Annotated in this window: 14 protein-coding genes; 5 read left to right on the top strand and 9 right to left on the bottom strand. The window is 71.1% G+C overall.

Annotated features, from left to right (window positions below; genetic code table 11):
- Nucleotides 1-358: 358 nt before the first annotated feature.
- Nucleotides 359-1,936, bottom strand: coding sequence for a MocR-like pyridoxine biosynthesis transcription factor PdxR (locus tag BW982_RS16985; RefSeq protein WP_076495346.1), 1,578 nt, complete (start codon nt 1,934-1,936; stop codon nt 359-361).
- 80 nt (nt 1,937-2,016) lie between these two features.
- On the opposite strand from BW982_RS16985, the gene BW982_RS16980 reads away from it, so the two are divergent.
- Nucleotides 2,017-2,688: a pyridoxamine 5'-phosphate oxidase family protein gene (locus BW982_RS16980; protein ID WP_076495344.1), complete on the top strand. Its 672-nt coding sequence runs from the start codon at nt 2,017-2,019 to the stop codon at nt 2,686-2,688.
- Between the two features lie 193 nt (nt 2,689-2,881).
- Here the strand turns inward: BW982_RS16980 and BW982_RS16975 are convergent, their stop codons facing one another.
- A complete protein-coding gene (locus tag BW982_RS16975; protein ID WP_083696786.1) occupies nt 2,882-6,361 on the bottom strand; it encodes a bifunctional proline dehydrogenase/L-glutamate gamma-semialdehyde dehydrogenase in 3,480 nt (1,159 codons plus the stop codon).
- Between the two features lie 100 nt (nt 6,362-6,461).
- Between BW982_RS16975 and BW982_RS16970 the strand changes: the two genes are divergently transcribed.
- On the top strand, nt 6,462-7,361 hold the full coding sequence (locus tag BW982_RS16970) for a LysR family transcriptional regulator (protein ID WP_076495340.1): 900 nt from the start codon (nt 6,462-6,464) through the stop codon (nt 7,359-7,361).
- On the opposite strand, the gene BW982_RS16965 is transcribed toward BW982_RS16970, so the two are convergent.
- Nucleotides 7,348-7,776 carry a MarR family transcriptional regulator gene (locus BW982_RS16965; RefSeq protein ID WP_076495338.1) on the bottom strand — a complete coding sequence of 143 codons (429 nt, stop codon included), beginning with the start codon at nt 7,774-7,776 and terminating at the stop codon, nt 7,348-7,350. The two genes, BW982_RS16970 and BW982_RS16965, sit on opposite strands and share 14 nt — an antisense overlap.
- 85 nt (nt 7,777-7,861) lie before the next feature.
- On the opposite strand from BW982_RS16965, the gene BW982_RS16960 reads away from it, so the two are divergent.
- Both BW982_RS16960 and BW982_RS16955 read left to right on the top strand, forming a co-directional pair.
- Nucleotides 7,862-8,239, top strand: a complete 378-nt coding sequence (locus BW982_RS16960; RefSeq protein WP_076495336.1) for a DUF7882 family protein — start codon at nt 7,862-7,864, stop codon at nt 8,237-8,239.
- Nucleotides 8,240-8,320: 81 nt separating this feature from the next.
- Nucleotides 8,321-8,668, top strand: a complete 348-nt coding sequence (locus BW982_RS16955) for a hypothetical protein (RefSeq protein ID WP_076495334.1) — start codon at nt 8,321-8,323, stop codon at nt 8,666-8,668.
- A gap of 6 nt (nt 8,669-8,674) precedes the next feature.
- On the opposite strand, the gene BW982_RS17995 is transcribed toward BW982_RS16955, so the two are convergent.
- Nucleotides 8,675-9,559: a helix-turn-helix domain-containing protein gene (locus BW982_RS17995; RefSeq protein WP_076495332.1), complete on the bottom strand. Its 885-nt coding sequence runs from the start codon at nt 9,557-9,559 to the stop codon at nt 8,675-8,677.
- Between BW982_RS17995 and BW982_RS18355 the strand changes: the two genes are divergently transcribed.
- Nucleotides 9,558-10,505 carry a phytanoyl-CoA dioxygenase family protein gene (locus BW982_RS18355; protein ID WP_076495330.1) on the top strand — a complete coding sequence of 316 codons (948 nt, stop codon included), beginning with the start codon at nt 9,558-9,560 and terminating at the stop codon, nt 10,503-10,505. The genes BW982_RS17995 and BW982_RS18355 overlap by 2 nt on opposite strands.
- 54 nt (nt 10,506-10,559) lie before the next feature.
- On the opposite strand, the gene BW982_RS16940 is transcribed toward BW982_RS18355, so the two are convergent.
- The 5 genes from BW982_RS16940 to BW982_RS16920 are packed head-to-tail and all read right to left on the bottom strand — an operon-like array spanning nt 10,560 to nt 17,871.
- A complete protein-coding gene (locus BW982_RS16940) occupies nt 10,560-12,623 on the bottom strand; it encodes an alpha-galactosidase (protein ID WP_076495328.1) in 2,064 nt (687 codons plus the stop codon).
- 10 nt (nt 12,624-12,633) lie between these two features.
- Nucleotides 12,634-13,959 (bottom strand): ABC transporter substrate-binding protein, encoded by a 1,326-nt coding sequence (locus BW982_RS16935; protein WP_076495326.1) that lies wholly within the window; start codon nt 13,957-13,959, stop codon nt 12,634-12,636.
- Nucleotides 13,960-14,006: 47 nt separating this feature from the next.
- Nucleotides 14,007-14,933, bottom strand: a complete 927-nt coding sequence (locus tag BW982_RS16930) for a carbohydrate ABC transporter permease (RefSeq protein ID WP_083696783.1) — start codon at nt 14,931-14,933, stop codon at nt 14,007-14,009.
- Complete coding sequence (locus BW982_RS16925; protein ID WP_076495324.1) at nt 14,930-15,865, bottom strand: carbohydrate ABC transporter permease; 936 nt, start codon at nt 15,863-15,865, stop codon at nt 14,930-14,932. The genes BW982_RS16930 and BW982_RS16925 overlap by 4 nt, the downstream gene beginning before the upstream one ends.
- Nucleotides 15,862-17,871 (bottom strand): beta-galactosidase, encoded by a 2,010-nt coding sequence (locus tag BW982_RS16920; RefSeq protein ID WP_076495322.1) that lies wholly within the window; start codon nt 17,869-17,871, stop codon nt 15,862-15,864. The genes BW982_RS16925 and BW982_RS16920 overlap by 4 nt, the downstream gene beginning before the upstream one ends.
- Nucleotides 17,872-17,932: the final 61 nt, after the last annotated feature.

Here is a 17,932-nt window from a genome sequence, read left to right as displayed (position 1 = left end):
CCCCCCCCCGTTCTGATCCCCGGCTGTTCTGATCCCCGGCTGTTCTGATGCCCGGGGCTCGGTTCGGCGGCCCGGTCGCAGGGGTTCTGATCGCCGCGATGCGACCCCTACGAACCTGAACCCGAATGACCTGACCGCTGTCGTCACGAGCCCCCGCGTCTGATCGGCGCAGCGCTCATCCCGCGACGCGGGCAGCCCACAGGTCTCGCACCGCGCAACACCAGCAGCCCGGGAATCCCGCACGTCTCGCACCCCGGAACTCGAGCACCCGCACGTCTCCCGCCCCGCAACACCTACAGACCGTATTTCGGTCGCCGCGCGTCCGGCCGCGGTCATGGCCGACCGGCCGGTCCCGGAATCAGGTCCGCGCACCCATCGGGCTCGCCGCAGCGAGCACATCCGCGACGACGGCGAGCGCTCGCGTCAACTGCGGCGTCGTCGGTTCGGCGTACCCGAGCACGATGCCGGCGGGAAGATCCGCCGCGGCACCGGGAACCGCGTACTCGGACAGCGCCGACACGAGCACACCGCGTTCGGCGATCGCAGCGACGACCGCCCGCTCGCGCTCCCCCTCACCTTCGCGCTGCGGTTCCCCCGTCCGCTCCCCCGCGGCGTCCGGGCCTCCTCCCCAGGAACGCGCCCCCTCCGGCACCGCCTCCCACTCGCGCTGCGACACCACCCCGGGCGCCGTCGACTGCCCTCGAGATCCGCTGGCGACCGCGGTCTCACGCTCACCGAACAGCACGACGGCGTGGAGCCCGCCGTTCATCGCCGCCAACCGCACACCGTCGACCGGCTCCAGCGTCTCCAGCACGAGTCGGCGACGATGGCGGTAGTCCCGACGCCGACGGGCGGTGTGCCGGGCGAGGGAACCCTCCGCGAGATACGACGCCAGCGCGTGCTGGAGAACGCTCGAGACGGGAAGGTCCAGATCGGCGCGCGCGGCACCCAACCGTTCGCGCACACGACCCGAGGCAATGATCCAGCCGAAGCGAAGCGCGGGACTCAGCAGTTTCGACACGGTGCCGACGAGAGCCACCCCGTGCGGGTCGAGGAGCCGCAGCGGGGGCAGTGGCGCCCGCCCGTGCGGGAACTCGCTGTCGTAGTCGTCCTCGATCACGATCGTCCCGGTCCCGCGCGCCCAGGCGATCAGGCGTGCCCGCGCCGTGGCATCCATCCGACTCCCGAGAGGGTAATGGTGGTGGGGCGTGACGACCACGGCGTCCAGGTCGCCGTGCCGTTCGACGACCTCGAGGTCGAGACCGCCGTCGATGGTCACCGGAAGCGGAACCGCCTCCACGCCGACGCGCGAAAGGACCGCCCGCACCCGCGGATACCCCGGGTTCTCGACCCCGAACCGCCCCGGCATCCGATGAGAAGGCGGCGACAGCGCCAGCGCTGCCAGCAGCAGGGCATCACTCGTCCCGGCGGTGACGATCACGTCGGCCGGATCCACGGCCAGCCCGCGCGTACGTCCGAGGTGACGAGCGATCTCCTCGCGCAGCGCCGGCAGCCCGGTCTCGTCGTCGACGTCCGCTTCGGGATCGCGGGCGCTCGCGCGCCGCCAGGCCGACCGCCACGCCGCGTCGGCGAGGCCACGGGTGCCGGGCCTCCCGGGGCGGAGATCGATCGCCGCGGCATCAGACGGGCGGTGCGGGGTCGGCGCGTCCACCGGGCCGGCGGAGCCCAGGGGGAGCGTCGCGACCGTCGTCCGCCCGCCCGGCCGCACGACGAGATACCCCTCGCCGGCGAGGGTCTCGTACGCCGCGACGACGGTGCCGCGAGCAACGCCGAGGTCGCCGGCGAGAGCCCGCGTCGACGGCAACGGCTCCCCCGCCACCCACCGACCGTCGACGATCGCGCCCCGCAGTCCGTGCGTGAGCTGGACGTGCAGCGGCACGGTCGAGGAACGGTCCAGGATGCCGGATGCGATCATCGCTCCAGCCTGCACTGGTCCAGATGAAAACGCGAGAACCGGCCTACATGCTGGACCACTCGATCGGCTGAGATCGAGACATGACCGACCTGCCCGTCACCTCGCTCACGCGCGTCCGCCGCCTCCCGCAGTACCAGGTCACCGACCGCGCAGCCCTGTACGACATCCTCGACGGATCCCTCGCGGCCACCCTCGCCATCGTGCGCGACGACCGACCGATCGCCCTGCCCGTCGGCATCGGTCGCGACGGCGACGACGTGCTGATCCACGGGTCGACGGGGAGCGACTTCTTCCGGCGGATCGCCGCGGGAGCACCGGTGTGCCTCACCGTGACGCACCTGCTCGGGCTGAAGTACGCCCGCTCGCTGTTCGACAGCTCGATGCGATACCGCTGCGCGGTCGTGCACGGCGTGGCATCCGTGGTCCCGCCGGAAGAGAAGGAGGCCGCCCTGCTGGCGCTGTCGGAACACCTCATGCCCGGCCGGGCGCAAGAAGTCCGCGCCATGACGGGTCGCGAACTCGCCGCAACGCTCGTCCTGCGTCTGCCCCTGACCGAGGCCAGCGTGAAGGACAACGCCGATTCCGAGGTCGAAGAGGACGGCGACGGCGAAGACCGCGGGGTCTGGGCCGGCGAGCTCCCCCTGCGCGTCACGGCCGGCGAACCGATCACCTCGCCGCAGACCGCGGCCGGGACACCCGTCCCCGCCTCGATCCGACGGAATCAGACCGCCACGAGCGGCGGCACCGCGTAACGCCGCGGCGTCCCGAAGCGATGCGCGGTGATGGCCGCAGACCGCCGCCGGGACACCCGTCCCCGCCTCGATCCAACGGAATCAGACCGCCCCGAGCGGCGGCACCGCGTAACGCCGCGGCGTCCCGAAGCGATGCGCGGTGATGGCCGCAGACCGCCGCCGGGACACCCGTCCCCGCCTCGATCCAACGAAATCAGACCGCCACGAGCGGCGGCACCGCGTAACGCCGCGGCGTCCCGAAGCGGTGCGCGGTGATGGACACCGCCTGTTCGCGCAGGAAGGGCAGCAGCTCCACCTCGCCGGCACGCGTGGCCTCCCCGGCGTACAAAGCGACCGCAGGCGAACCGTCGGTCACGGCGGCGAACGTTTCGGCGGAGCCGCCGAGCAGGCGCACCCGCCCGCCGGAACGCGCGAGCCCCGCAGCGCGCCGGGCCCACGCGGCGGGATCCTCGACCTCGTGCGCGACGCCGACGCCCTCGAGCCATGCCCGCACCGCGGGAGTCAACGCGCGTCCGGAGCTCACCGTGACGACCGAGCCGACGCGCACGCCCGCGGCGACCACGCGCACCAGAGCCACGTCGCGTGCGTCCTCGAACCGCACGGTCACCGGGACGGTTCCGTACCGCAGCACGTTCTGCTCCGACTCCAGACCCGTCACGTCGACGGCACACGCGTACTGCCCCGCCCACGCGGCGGCGTCGGAGGCGAGGGCGGATGCCAGCCATTCGCGGTCCTCGGCGGGCACCGCCGCCGACGCCGCCCCCACGAGGGCGTCCACACCCCGCGGCGCGCGGGATCCGGCATCCGTCCACGACCCGAACCCGAACAGGTAGTGCGGTCCGCCGGCCTTGGTCCCGGCTCCGACCGCGGACTTCTTCCACCCGCCGAACGGCTGCCGCTGGACGATGGCGCCGGTGGTCCCGCGGTTGACGTACACGTTCCCGGCTTCGATCCGGGAGAGCCACCGCTGGATCTCGGACTCGTCGAGAGCGTGCAGCCCCGAGGTCAGGCCGTACTCGATCGCGTTGACGATCTCGATCGCCTCGTCGAGCGTCTCCACCGTCATGATCCCGAGCACCGGACCGAAGTACTCGGTGCGGTGGAACTCGCTCCCCGGCTGCACACCCTCGCGGATGCCGGGACTCCACAGACGCCCGTCGTCGTCGAGGCGCCGCGGCTCGACGACCCAGCGCTGCCCGGGCTCCAGGGTCGTCAGGGCCCGCAGGAGCTTGCCCCGAGCGGGCTCAATGAGCGGCCCGACGCGCGCGGCGTCGTCCCACGGCATCCCCACTTCGAGAGACGTGACGGCGTCGACGAGCTGGTCGCGGAAGCGACGCGACGTCGCGACCGAACCGACGAGCACGACCAGTGACGCGGCGGAACACTTCTGTCCCGCGTGGCCGAACGCCGAGAGGGCGACGTCCTTCGCGGCGAGGTCGAGGTCGGCGCTGGGCGTCACGATGACGGCGTTCTTGCCGCTCGTCTCGGCCAGAAGCGGCAGGTCGAGACGGAACGAACGGAACAGCTCGGCGGTCTCGTACGCGCCGGTGAGCACCACGCGTTCCACGGCCGGGTGTGTGAGCAGCTGCCGGCCGAGGTCGCTCTCGGACACCTGCACGAGCGTCAGCACGTCGCGCGGCACCCCGGCCTCCCACAGGGCCTCGACCATCACGGCCCCGGAGCGCTCGGCGAGCCCCGCCGGCTTGATGACGACGGCCGACCCGGCGGCGAGCGCGGCGAGGGTGGATCCGGCGGGGATCGCGACGGGGAAGTTCCACGGGGGCGTCACCACGGTGAGACCGACCGGCGTGAACCGCGCCCCGTCGACCCGGTCGAGGTGCCGTGCCTGCTCGGCGTAGTAGTGCGCGAAGTCGATGGCCTCCGACACCTCGGGGTCGCTCTGCTCGATGACCTTGCCGCACTCGGCACCCATCACCTCGAGGAGCTCGGCGCGACGGGCCTCGAGCACGTCGCCCGCGCGGTGCAGGATCTCGGCGCGGGCGTCGGCCCCGAGGTCGCGCCACGCGGCGCCGGCGGCCGCGGCGGCGCGGATCCGCTCGTCGAGCACCGATTCGGAGGCGACGGTGCGCGCGGCGATCGTGTCGGCTCCGAGGCGCGACGAGGCCATGCGCGAAACGATCCCGGAGGCCCAGGCCCGGTTGACGGCGATCGCGGGGTCCGAGTCGGGGGTGTTGCGGAAGCCCGCGCGCGGCGCCGGCACGGGCGCCACCGCGCGGTCCTGCACCCGGTGGGACGCCGGAACCCCCGCGGGCATGTCGGCGAGCGACGCGAGGAAGCGGTCGCGTTCACGAGCGAACAGCGCTTCGTGCGTGTCGAGGTCGAACACCGCCGACATGAAGTTCTCGCTCGACGCGCCCTCCTCGAGGCGCCGGATGAGGTACGCGATCGCGACGTCGAACTCCTGCGGGTGCACGACCGGGGTGTACAGCAGGATCGAGCCGACCGTGCGACGCACGACGGCCTGCTGCGCCGTCGCCATCCCGAGGAGCATCTCCACGTCGATGCCACCGGTGACCCCGCGACGCTCGGCGAGCAGCCACGCCAGCGCCACGTCGAAGAGGTTGTGTCCGGCGACCCCGATCCGCACGTGCGCCGTGTGCTCGGGGCGCAGGGCGTAGTCGAGGACCGCCTTGTACGAGGCATCCGTCGCCTGCTTCGAGGGCCAAGTCGCGAGCGGCCAGTCGTGCACGTCGGCATCCACCCGCTCCATCGGCAGGTTCGCGCCCTTGACGACGCGGACCTTGATCGGAGCACCCCCGGATGCCACCCGCGCGGCGGTCCACTCCTGCAGGCGGATCATCGCGGCCAACGCGTCGGGCAGGTACGCCTGCAGCACGATCCCCGCCTCGACCCCGTGGAACTCGGGCTCTCCCAGCAGCGTCTCGAAGACGGCGAGGGTCAGGTCGAGGTCCTTGAACTCCTCCATGTCGAGATTGAGGAAGGTGCCGGTCTCCTTCGCCACGCGGTACAGAGGCCGCAGGGCGGAGACGGCGTCGGCGACGGCCGCGTCGAACGCCCACGGGGTGTGCGGGGCAACGGTCGACGACACCTTGATCGAGACGTAATCGACGTCGTCACGGGCGAGCAGGCGACGGGTGCCCTCGAGACGGCGGGCGGCCTCCTTCCTGCCGAGGATCGCCTCACCGAGGAGGTTGACGTTGAGCCGGACGCCGTCGCCGCGGCCCCGGATCGCGGCGATCGCCTCGCCGAGACGACGGTCGCTGGCGTCGACGATGAGGTGGCGCACCATCGACCGCAGCGCCGTCCGCGCGGCGGGGACGACGACCCGCGGCAGGATCGGCGCCGTCAGGGCGCCGAGGCGGATCGCGGCCTTCAGGTGCAACGGAAGGAACGCCGGCACGAGCGGAGAGAGAGCCGCGAGGTTCGCGGCGGCGACGCGCAGGTCTTCGGGCCGGACCACGCCGTCGACGAAGCCCACGGTGAAGGCGAGTCCGTTCGGGTCGCGCAGGACACCGGCCAACCGCGTGGCCGCCGCGTCGACGGGTTCGGAACGGCTCTCGGCCAGCCAGCGACGGACGAGGGCGACGGCGTCATCGGCCAGATCGGCCGGGGCGACCGCCACCGGAGGGACATCGGTGCCGGGGACACCAGCGCCGGGGACATCAGTGCCGGGGACATCAGTGAGCGACATGGGGATCCTTCCTCGGATGCCCTCAGTGTGCGGCCGGCCACGTTTCAGCAAAAGCGATGATTTACGAACAGTATTGTTCGATCAGAACGAAAGGATGCCGATGTTCGATCTGCGCCGCCTGCGCTTGCTGCACGAACTGTCGATGCGCGGCACGCTCTCCGCCGTCGCCGAGGCCCTGTCGTTCAGCCCCTCGACGATCTCGCAACAGCTCTCCCAGCTGGAACGCGAAGCCGGCGTCCCGCTTCTCGAACCCGATGGGCGGCGGGTCCGCCTCACCGCGCAGGGCGAAGCCCTCGCGGCGCACGCGGCCCGCATGCTCGCCGCCGACGAAGCCGCGCGTGCCGAACTGGAGCTGCTCCGCCCCTCGCTCGCCCCGGTGCGCCTCGCCGTGATGCAGTCGGCCGCGCACGGGCTCGTCCCGAGGGCGCTCGACGTCCTGGCCGAGACCGAGCCGCGCCTCCGGGTCGAGATCGCCGAGCTCGCGCCCGAGGAAGGGCTCTTCGAAGTCGCCGCCCACGGTTTCGACCTGGCGGTCGCCGAACAGTATCCCGGGCACACGCGGGAGCAGCGCGCTCTGCTGGAGCGTCGCACGCTGGGACGGGATGCCATCCGCCTCGCCGTCGCGCACGACGACCGGGCCACCGCGCTCGCCGACCTGCGCGACCGGGCATGGGTCATGGAACCGGAGGGGACCGCCGCCCGCCAGTGGGCGACGCAGCAGTGCCGGGCCGCGGGGTTCGAGCCCGACGTCCGCTTCGCCCTGGCCGACCTCACCGCTCACGTGCGGCTCGTGGCATCCGGGCATGCAGTGGGGATGATCCCGGCGCTCGTCTTCGGCGGCGACGAGCCGGCCACGCGGTCGATCGACCTCCCCGGCCGACCGCGACGCGAGATCTTCACCGCGGTGCGACGCGGAACGGCGGATCGCCCCGGTATCCGCGCGGTGCGCGCGGCGCTGGAGAAGGCGTTCGCCCGCGTCCCGGAGATCAGCGCGGGGTGAGGACGGATCGGGTGATCCGACCGAGCATCTCCGCGAAGACGGCCGTCTCGGCGACCCGCTCCCCGTCGACGGCGTGATCCAGATCACGGGCGAAGCGGTCGAGCTGCGACCAGGGCACGGCGTCGAGGTCGACCTCGAGGTGGATGTGGTTCACGCGCCGGTCTTCGGTGTCGAGCTCGCGGCGCAGGAGTCCGCGCTCGACGAGGCGGTCGACGAGTGTCGTGACCCCGGCCGAGGTGACGCCGAGGTGGTCGCGCAGTTCGGAGGGGCGGATGCCGGGCCGCTCGCGGATGCGCAGCAGGGCACGCACCTCGGTCTCGCTGAGCCGCAACTCCGCCCGCGTGGCCGCTTCCGCGGAGCGACGCGCCTCGACGTAGGCGTCGAGCGCCAGGGACAGTGCGGGACGCAGGGACATGGCATCCACCCTAGCCAGCACTGATTAAACCTGTGAATATTTCATTCAGTTATTTAACTTGATTAAATAGTGCTACGGTCGCGGCATGGCCCGTCTCTTCTATGGCACCGATGCCTCTCCGGTGACCTTTCCCGACCGTCTGCTGGCCTACGTCAAGGTGATCGCCTCCACCAAGCTCCGACGCAACGAGTCCTTCACCCTCACCTGGACCGGCGACCCCGAAACCCCCGGACGCTCCGCGATCTGGCTGCACCCGTCCATCCCGATGCGCTTCGTGTTCGATTCCGCCGAACCGGAGCACCTCGTCGGCGAATACCTCCGCGCGCTGGCCGACCAGGCGAACGCGTCCGCCGGACTCGTCGTCGACCTCCGCACGTGGGCGGACGACGAGAGCGCCCTCCCCCGGACGCCCGCGCAGCACGTCGCTCCCCGGCGCCCGGCGAGGTCCGTGCGCGCGGCCTGAATCCGGTAGCACACGCCCCGCCTCCCCGCGGGAGCCGGGATAATGTCTCGAGCGCATCCCCGCGCCGAGACGGAGTGTGCTGTGCCTGTACGTGATCTGCTCGACATACAGCTGCTCGAGCAGTGGCTCGAAGAGTTCCGCGGCCTGGGGTACCTGACCGGCAGCGACATGCGGGTCCTCGAGCAGCAGGACGAGACCGAGGTCGCCCGCGGACTGATCGTGGTCGACCTCAGCGAAGCCGCCACCATCACCTATCTCCAGCCGATCGCCGGGAGCGACGGCCGGTGGAAGGCTACGATGGAGGCGCGCGACACCACGATCGAACTCACCGCCGTCGGGATCGTGAACCTCGGGAACGAGCTCAACGTGCTCGGCGCCCTCGTGTCGTTCCTGGAGACGAAGTCGCGCGAGCTGCTCGCCGCGGGCTGACGCGCCTCACCCGCGGTGGCGCCGCCGATACGCGGCGGGCGCCTCCCCGGTGTGATCGCGGAAACGCGCGTAGAACTGGCTGAGCGAACCGAAGCCCGTGGATGCCGCGATGTCGGGGATCGCCTCGTCGGTGGTCAGCAGCAGTTCCCGTGCGCGCGCGATCCGGCACTGCGCGAGGTAATCGCCGATCGTGACGCCCAGCGCTGCTCGGAAAACCGCCATCGCGTGGTGCGGGTGCAGATGCACGTGATCGGCGACCGCAGCGACCGAGACGTCCTCGGCCGCATGCTCCGCGATCCAGGCGGCCATGTCCGCCACATCCGCCCGCAACCCTCGCCCGCGCTGCGGCATCGCCGCGACCGCGGCGGTCGCGTGCGCGGCGCGCAGCACGAACGCCTGCACCTCCCCCACCGCCGCGCGGCGGAGCGGATGGCCCGGGCGCAGCTCCTCGCCCCAGGCGCCGACCCGCTCGGCCAGGTCGAGCGGCCCCTTCGCGGCCGGCGACACCGCGATGTCACCGGCGAACATCCGCGCGAGGAACTCCCCCGGCAGCCGCCACCCACGGGCTTCGGCGAGCGGCACCGTGAGCCACGCGAGCTCACGGCCGCCGGAGTCCCGCACGAGCTGGTGCGGACGGGCCGCCCAGAACACGGCGAGCGCCCCCGCCGGGATGACGACCTGTCGACCGTCGACGAGGTACTCCAGCTCCACCGGAGCGGTGTTGAACTCCAGATCGTCGTGCGTGTGCGCCACCGACATGCGCGGGACGGCCCCTCGCCAGCAGGCGAGGTCGAACGATGAGGAGGTGGCATCCATGATCCGAGTATCCCGGAAGAACGCCCGTCCCAGCGCGATGAGATCGCCCTTCGTCCGATCATACGGTGAGGGCATGAGCACCCTCACCTCGACACCGGCCTCGGTGTCCACCGCCCCGTACCACCTGACCCCCGAGCAGATCGCGCACTTCGACGCGCACGGCTACGTCGTGCTGCCGGGGCGCATCCCCGCGGATTTGCTGGCCCGCCTGCAGGAGGCCGCCGACGAGTGGATCGCCACCGGTCGCGCGCTCGGCCCCGACAGCCCGGAGGGCCCCGACTACCAGTGGGCCACCCGCGGCGGCGCGCGACGCATGTTCCGCGTCGACTACCTCCACGGCAAGGGCTCGCCCGCCTCCCTCGAACTGCTGGGTTCACCCGCGGTCCTCGGGATCGCCGAGAGCCTCGCCGGACCCGACCTCGTCCCGACCTACGAATCGCTCGTCTTCAAGGACACCGGCGACGGCGCCGCGATCGACTGGCATCAGGATGCCGTTCACCCCCGCACGCACCGGATCTTCAACGTCGACGTGTACCTCGACGCCTCCAAGGCCGGCGAAGGCGCCCTCCGGGTCGCGCCCGGTTCGCACCTCGCCCCCGTCGACGTCTGCCAGCTCCAGGACGAGTACGGGTGGGACGCACCCGGCGTCGTGCAGGTCGAGCTCGAACCCGGCGACGTGCTCGTCCACGACGTCATGGTGGTGCACGGCTCCGAGGCCGTCACCGGCAACCGCCTGCGCCGCACCATCTACTACGAATTCCGTGCCGCCGAGCAGATCCAGGCGGAGGGCCCGTGGGATGCGGAGTGGGTCGACCGTCGCATGCGGCTGCTGCCGCTCGGACTCGAGGCGCACGCCCGCCGCTTCCCCGAGCAGGAGCAGTTCCGGTGGAACGCCTCCCCGCAGGTGCGACCGGAGATGTCCGGCGACGCCGAGGCCGAACTGCGCATCGCGCACCTCGTCCACTCCCCCGGCTCGTACTGCAGCGCCGGGAGCGTACCCTTCACGGCCGACGCGGACTGAACCAGGATCAGGAAAACCCCGCCCCATCTTCGGGGCGGGGTTTTCGCTGTCATCTCATTCCGCGGTGACGTGCAGCAGCAGCGCCTCGCCCGGCGCCAGCAGGGGCGCCGGCAGAACACCTTCGGCGAGCACCGAACCCGGCAGAACCACGCCGCCGGCGGTGATCCAGGCGGGGTCGGCATCCTGGATCGTTCGCACCGGCGCGCCCACCTCGATCACCCTCACGCGGTAGCGCCGATCCGGATCGAGGCCCGGCAGCACGATCGGCGAGGGAAGGGCCGCATCGAATCGGTCCAGGGCGACGTACGCGAACAGCCCTTCGCCGAGGTCGGGGGCGACGACACCGTGCTGCAGCACAGCCGGGTCGGAGTCGTCGACGCGCACGGTCGTGCCGCCGTGGAGCAGCGCTCGGTGTGCGCGGTAGAGCGCCGTCCACCCGGCGAGCGCCTCGAGCTGCGCGTCGTCGAGGCGCGAGATGTCGGACTCGATCCCCGCGTGCAGGAACAGCGCCGTAGTCATGCGGAAGGCCGCCGACGCCGTCCGCCCCGTCGTGTGCGCGCGCTCATCTCCCACGTGCGAGCCGAGGAACTCCGGGGGGATCAGGATGCCCGTCCACCGCTGGATGCGCTGGCGGGCGAGCGGATCGTTGGTGTCGCTGGTCCAGAACCGGTCGACGCGACGCAGGATGCCGAGGTCGATCCGGGCACCGCCGGACGCGCACGACTCGATCTCCACTTCCGGGTGCGCGGCGCGCAGGGCGTCGAGGAGCCGGTACAGCGCCCGCACCTGACCCCCGGTCCGCGGCACGAGCAGGTCGCGGTTGTGGTCCCACTTCAGCGCCGCGATCGGGTACTGCGTCAACAACGCGTCGAGACGGTCGAAGATGTGCTGCCAGGCGTCGAGGTTCGTGAGGTCGAGCACGTGCTGGAACCGCCAGGAGACGGCATCCGCCGGTGTGAGCATCCACTCGGGGTGCGCCCGGGCGAGGTCGGAGTCGGCGCTGACCATCTCGGGCTCGACCCATAGGCCGAACTCGAGACCGTCGCCGTTCACACGGGAGATGAGGGGGCCGAGGCCGTCCGGCCACACCCGCTCGTCGACCGTCCAGTCGCCGAGCGCACGCCGGTCATCGGTGCGGCCGTGGAACCAGCCGTCGTCCAGCACCAGGCGCTCCGCGCCGACCCGCGCGGCGGCGTCGACCAGCGGGGTGAGCCGTTCGAGCGATTGGTCGAAGTAGACCGCCTCCCACGTGTTCAGTGTCACGGGACGAGGACCACGGGGCGTCGCCCACGACCGCACCCACGGGTGCAGGCGCGCCGAGAGACCGTCGAGGCCGACGTCCGACCACACGGCGACCACGGTGGGCGCCTCGTACGTGTCGCCCGCGGCGAGGGTGTGGCCGTCGAGGCGTTCGCCCGCACCGATGACCGAGAGACCCATGTCGCCGCGCTCGAACCAGACCGAGCGGTCGCCGCTCCAGGCGACGTGGGTGGCCCACACCTCGCCGTGACGGAACCCGAACTCCGGCGTGCCGACGGCGAAGAGGAACGGATCATCGTGGCCGCCGCGGCCGTGGCGGGTGTCGCGCGCCCACACGCCGTGGCCGGGCCGCGAGCGCTGCGGTTCGCGTTCCCCCGCCCAGCGGCCGGTGAAGTCGAGCACCTCACGGGCGCGAGGGGGCACGGGCAGGAGCGCGGACAGGGCGCGCACCTCGAGATCCGCGGCACCGTCGTTGCGCACGCGACGGTCGACGAGGAGGACGCCCTGCGGAGTGAGGGCGTACCGCAGCTCGAGCCCCGCGTCCCCGAGGGCGAGCGTCACGACGACGGCGTCGCCGTCGCGTCGGGTGCCGAGGTGGCGCAGCACCGGGGAGAAGGGAGAGATCTCGACGGGGGGACGGCCGGTCCAGCCTTCCGTGAGGAGGGGCACGACACCGACCCGGAAAGGACGATCGATCGAGCTCGGAGCGACGGCCGGTGCGGCGGCGTCGGCCAGGGCGGTGAGGGCGGCGGCGTCGAGGTCACCGAGGGCGCGCCCCCAGTGCACCACGACCGGCGCCGCCGGGCCGCGGGCGTCGAGGATGAAGTCGACGCCCGCGGCGCGGAGGTGATGGATCATGCGATGGAGGTTACTTCGCGACCGGGATCGACTGCGCCTCGAGGGTCGCGATCGTCTTGTCCTGCGCGGAGGCCAGGGCCTCGGTCAGCGTCCCCGAGCCGGCCACGGCCGACTTGAAGCCGTCGGACACGTCCGCGTAGACCTGCGTCATCGTCGGACCCCACACGAAGTTCGGGTCGACCTCGCCGGAGGCCTTGGCGAAGACGTCGTAGATCTTCTGGTCGCCGTAGAAGGGCACGCCCTCCTGCAGAGCGGGGAGCTTCAGCCCGTCCTTCGTGGCGGGGTAGATCGCCGCGGTCTTGTTGAGCGACGTGAGCGCCTCCTCGGAGGTGTTCAGCCACAGCGCGAACTTCGCCGCCTCGTAGAGGTGCTTCGTGGACTTGAACACGGCGATCGAGGAACCGCCCCAGTTGCCGGCGGACGACTGCCCGGCCTGCCACTGCGGGGCCTCGGCGACGGCCCACTTGCCGGACGTGTCGGGAGCACCGCTGGAGATGGAGTTGGCACCCCACACGGCCGAGTTCCACGACCACACCTCACCGGTGTTGTATGCGTTGTTCCACTCGTCGGTCCACGCCGGGTACGACGAGACCAGGTCGTCCGCGATCAGGCCCTGCCAATAGTCGGCGACCTTCGTCGAGGCGTCGCTGGTGAGGTCGACCTTCCAGGCGTCGCCGTCGTTGGAGAACCACTGGCCGCCCGCCTGCCACACGAAGCCGGCGAACTGGTTGATGTCGCTCTGCGAGAAGTTGGTGATGTAGCCGCCGAGCGCGCGGATCTTCTTGGCGGCCTCGCGGTACTCGTCCCACGTCGTCGGGATCGCGATGCCGTTCTGCTCGAACAGGTCCTTGCGGTAGAACAGCGCCATGGGGCCGGCGTCCTGCGGCACGCCGTAGACCTCGTTCTCGGTGCCGAGCGTGACCTGCTTCCACGTCCAGTCGACGAACTGGTCCTGGGCCTTGACGACGTCCTCGCACGCACCGAGGTTCGCGAGGCCGTCCTGCACCCGGAAGTTCGGCAGCGCATCGTACTCGATCTGGCCGAGGTCGGGGGCGTTCCCGGCCTGCAGCTGGTTGAAGAAGTTCTGGTAGGTGCCGGCGTTGCCCGAGGGACCCGTCTGCACCTCGACCTTGATGTCGGGGTTCTTCTCGTTCCAGATCGCCACGGCATCCTCGATGCCGGGGATCCACGACGTGAACGTGAGCGTCACGTCCTCGCCGGCGGGGGCGCACGACGCCGCGTCGGCGCTGCCGGTGCTCGACGACGAGCATCCCGCCATGACCAGGGCGCCCGCGGCGAGCAGGGCGACGCTGACCGCTCTCTTCTTGTGCTGCATGATTCCTTCTCTCGGTTGGCCCGCCGGTCGTGCCGGCGGGAGGTGTGTTACTTGATGGCCCCCGTGCCGAGCCCGGTGCGCCAGTACCTCTGGAGCAGCAGGAACGTCACGATGAGCGGGACGATGGAGATGAGGGACCCGACCAGCACGTAGGTGCGCAGTTCGGGGAACTGGTTGATCGTGGAGTTCCACGCGTAGAGGCCGTACGTGACGGGGAAGAGCTCTTCGCTGCGCAGCATGATCAGCGGCAGGAAGAAGTTGTTCCAGATCGAGACGAACTGGAAGAGGAACACCGTCACCAGCGCCGGGAACATCAGGCGGATCGACACCGTGAAGAACGTCCGCACCTCTCCCGCGCCGTCGAGGCGGCTGGCCTCGAGGAGTTCGTCGGGAACGGATGCCTCGGCGAACACGCGCGTCAGGTAGACGCCGAAGGGGCTGACGATGCTCGGCAGCAGGACGGCCCAGTACGTGTCGGTGAGCTGCACCTGGCTGAACAGCAGGAACAGCGGCAGCGCGAGAGCCGTCGCGGGCACGAGGACACCGCCGAGCACGGTGTTGAAGATGGCCTCGCGACCCGGGAAGCGGTACTTCGCCAGCGCGTAGCCGCACATCGCGGCGATGACCGTCGCGATCACGCCGCCGACGCCGGCGTACAGCACGCTGTTGCCGAGCCACTTCAGGTAGACGCCGTCGCGGTAGGCGAAGAGCTGCCCGACGTTCTCGAAGAACCGGAAGTCGGCGAACCAGAGCGCGTTGGTGCTGAACAGCTGCCCGCGGTCCTTCGTGGAGGCCACGACGAGCCACCACAGCGGGATGAGGAAGTACAGCGTGAAGATGCCCATCACGACCATGGCGGTCGTGCGCGACACGATGCTCTCGCGCGGGCCGGTCGCCGCCGGTCGTGCCCGGCCGGCGCGGCGTCCGGTGGTGAGCGTGCGGGTGTCGGTGGGGGTGGGGGCGATCGCGCTCATGACTGGGCTCCACGACGGCTGAGACGGAGGAAGGTGAACGACAGCACGAACGTCGCCAGGGCGAGCACGACCGAGAACGCCGCCGCGAGCGAGACGTTGGGGATCGAGCTGGTCGCGTAGATCGTCATGTTGGGGGTGAACGTGCTCGTCACCGCCGAGCTGAACGAGCGGAACGTCTGGGGCTCGGCGAGGAGCTGGAGCGTTCCGATGATCGAGAGGACTCCGGTGAGCACGAGGGCCGGCCGGATGAGCGGGATCTTGATCGACCACGCGATGCGGGCCTGACCGGCGCCGTCGATGCGGGCCGCCTCGTAGATCTCCTGCGGGATCGCGAGGAGCGTCGAGTAGATGATCAGCATGTTGTAGCCGACGAACACCCAGGTCACGACGTTGGCGATCGACCACAGCACGAGATCCGCGGACAGCAGGTCGACGTTCGAGGTGATGCCGGGGAAGGGCGACAGATTGGGCGAGTACAGGAAGCCCCACATGATCGCGGCGATCACTCCCGGGACGGCGTACGGGACGAAGAACGCCAGGCGGAAGAAGCGTTTGCCGCGCAGCAACGGCGAGTCCAGCAGCAGGGCGAACAGCAGCGCCAGACCGAGCATCACCGGCACCTGCACGACGCCGAACAGCAGCACGCGGCCGACCGAGGTCCAGAACGCGGTGTTCTGGAACACCAGCGCGTACTGTGCGAGGCCACCGAACACCTCGCGGGCCTGGCCGAAAGTGCCCTCGCGCTCGACGACGAGCAACGACTTCCAGATCGCGTAGCCGATCGGCACCAGGTAGAAGAGCACGAAGAGCACCACGAAGGGCGCGATGAAGGCCGCGATGGCCCTCTTGTGGGGGATGCGTCGACGCACCCGGGGCGTCACTGCCCCGGACGGCGCTCCGGTGGTTCGCGCCGTGGCGGCGGGAGCGGTCATGAGTGGTTCTCCTCTCGGACGACGCGCACGGCGCCGGAAGGGACGCGCAGTCGGTCCTCGACCGCGGTTTCCGTGATGAGCTCGGTGCCGCGCACGTCGGCCACGAGGTCGGTGTCGCCGTGGTTGACGACGAAGACGTAGGACGCATCCGCTCCCCGGCGCCGCACGATCTCGAACGGGCCGTCGGCATCGACCTCGGCGGGGGGCCGGATGCCGGCACCCCGGGCGATCGCCCCCAGTCGGTCCGCGAGCGCGGCGGGGTCCAGCTGCGTGGCGAGGTACCACGCGGTCCCCCGCCCATGGGCGTTGCGGGTCAGGGCGGGCGACCCCACGGACGGCCCGTCGACGAACGACGCGACGGTCTCGGCGGTGGTCGCGCGCAGACGCTCGCTCCAGAGGGAGGCGCCGGTCCCGTCGTCGAGGACGATCGCCTCCCCCGGCCGCACGGGCGCGAACTCTTCGACGTGGATGCCGAGGGCGTCCCGCAGCGGGCCGGTGTACCCGCCCGCCCAGATGCGGTCGTTCTCGTCGACGATGCCCGAGTTGTAGGTGACGACCGCGATCCCGCCCGCGGCGATCCAGTCGGTGAGCACGGCGGCCTCGTCGGCGCGGAGCAGATGCAGTCCCGGAACCACGACGAAGCGGTACGCGGCGAGGTCGGCCCCCGGGCGCACGATGTCCACGGTCAGCCCCTGGGCGTGCAGCGCCGCGTACGTGGCGTGCACCTGGGTGAGGTAGCCGACCGACTGGCTGGGGCGGCATTCGGTGTCGGTGGCCCACCAGGCTTCCCACGAGAAGATCACCGCGGCGTCGGCCACGACGCGGGAACCTGCGACCTCGCCGAGCCGGTCCACGATCCCGCCGAGTTCGACCACCTCGCGCCACACGGCGGAGTCGGTACCGGCGTGGGGAAGCATCGCCGAGTGGAACTTCTCGGCGCCCTGCAACGAGGCGCGCCACTGGAAGAAGCACACGCCGTCGGCGCCCCGCGCGACGTGCGTGAGCGAGTTGCGCAGCAGCTGACCGGGTTCCTTGGCCAGGTTCAACGGCTGCCAGTTGACGGCCCCCGTCGAGTGCTCCATGAGGATCCACGGATCCCCCGCGGCCAGCCCGCGGCTGAGGTCGGCGGCGAAAGCCAGTTCGCTGAGCGGATCGCCGAGCCGGTGATCGAGGTAGTGGTCGTTGGCGACGACGTCCATCTCGTCGGCCCACGACCAGTAGTCCATGTTCTCGATGTGCGCGGTGACCATGAAGTTCGTCGTCACCGGGCGGTCGCTGAGACGGCGGAGCACCTCGGCCTCCGCCCGGTACTGCGCGAAGACCGCGTCCGAACTGAAGCGGTGGAAGTCGAGCAACTGCCCCGGGTTCCGGGCCGACAGGGCCGCCCGCGGAGGGAGGATCTCCTCCCAGTCGAAGTACGACTGGCTCCAGAACGCCGTGCCCCATGCCCGGTTGAGCTCCGCGACCGATCCGTACCGCTCGCGCAGCCACACCCGGAAGGCGGCGGCGCTCTCGTCGCAGTAGCAGAGGGCGTTGTGGCATCCGAGTTCGTTCGAGACGTGCCAGAGGGCCACCGCCCGGTGCGACCCGTACCGCGCCGCGACCGCTTCGACGAGTCGGAGGGATGCCGTGCGGAAGATGGGTGAACTCGGGCACCACGCCTGACGACCTCCCGGGTAGCGGCGCGTGCCGTCCTCGGCCATGGGGAGCACCTCGGGGTACGCGCGGCTGAGCCACGCGGGCGCCGAGGCGGTGCCGGTTCCGAGATTGATGCGGATGCCGGCGGCGTGCAGCCGTTCGATGATGTCGTCGAGAGCGGCGAAGTCGAACGCGTCGGGTCCGGGCTGCAGGTGGGACCAGCCGAAGATGTTGAGGGCGACGAGGTCGACCCCGGCCTCCCGCATGAGGCGGATGTCCTCGTCCCACACCTCGGGCGCCCACTGCTCGGGGTTGTAGTCGCACCCGAAGGCGATGCCCTCGTGGGTGAAGGGGGTCCGGCCGGTCATCCTGCTCCTCGTTCTGTGAACGTGCACAGTCTCGAGCGGATGCCTCCACGTCGAGGTTCTG

The organism is Microbacterium sp. RURRCA19A (assembly GCF_900156455.1).
Taxonomy (GTDB): domain Bacteria; phylum Actinomycetota; class Actinomycetes; order Actinomycetales; family Microbacteriaceae; genus Microbacterium.
Note: the sequence above shows the minus strand (reverse complement) of the source record. Positions and strands in the feature narration are given on the sequence as shown.

Excerpts from the sequence above, each read along its gene's own strand:
- BW982_RS16935 (WP_076495326.1), bottom strand. The coding sequence starts at position 13,959 with ATGCAGCACAAGAAGAGAGCGGTCAGCGTCGCCCTGCTCGCCGCGGGC.
- BW982_RS16980 (WP_076495344.1), top strand. The coding sequence starts at position 2,017 with ATGACCGACCTGCCCGTCACCTCGCTCACGCGCGTCCGCCGCCTCCCG.
- BW982_RS16925 (WP_076495324.1), bottom strand. The coding sequence starts at position 15,865 with ATGACCGCTCCCGCCGCCACGGCGCGAACCACCGGAGCGCCGTCCGGG.
- BW982_RS16965 (WP_076495338.1), bottom strand. The coding sequence starts at position 7,776 with ATGTCCCTGCGTCCCGCACTGTCCCTGGCGCTCGACGCCTACGTCGAG.
- BW982_RS18355 (WP_076495330.1), top strand. The coding sequence starts at position 9,558 with ATGAGCACCCTCACCTCGACACCGGCCTCGGTGTCCACCGCCCCGTAC.
- BW982_RS16975 (WP_083696786.1), bottom strand. The coding sequence starts at position 6,361 with ATGTCGCTCACTGATGTCCCCGGCACTGATGTCCCCGGCGCTGGTGTC.
- BW982_RS16970 (WP_076495340.1), top strand. The coding sequence starts at position 6,462 with ATGTTCGATCTGCGCCGCCTGCGCTTGCTGCACGAACTGTCGATGCGC.
- BW982_RS16930 (WP_083696783.1), bottom strand. The coding sequence starts at position 14,933 with ATGAGCGCGATCGCCCCCACCCCCACCGACACCCGCACGCTCACCACC.
- BW982_RS16940 (WP_076495328.1), bottom strand. The coding sequence starts at position 12,623 with ATGATCCATCACCTCCGCGCCGCGGGCGTCGACTTCATCCTCGACGCC.
- BW982_RS16960 (WP_076495336.1), top strand. The coding sequence starts at position 7,862 with ATGGCCCGTCTCTTCTATGGCACCGATGCCTCTCCGGTGACCTTTCCC.
- BW982_RS16920 (WP_076495322.1), bottom strand. The coding sequence starts at position 17,871 with ATGACCGGCCGGACCCCCTTCACCCACGAGGGCATCGCCTTCGGGTGC.
- BW982_RS16985 (WP_076495346.1), bottom strand. The coding sequence starts at position 1,936 with ATGATCGCATCCGGCATCCTGGACCGTTCCTCGACCGTGCCGCTGCAC.
- BW982_RS17995 (WP_076495332.1), bottom strand. The coding sequence starts at position 9,559 with ATGCCCTCACCGTATGATCGGACGAAGGGCGATCTCATCGCGCTGGGA.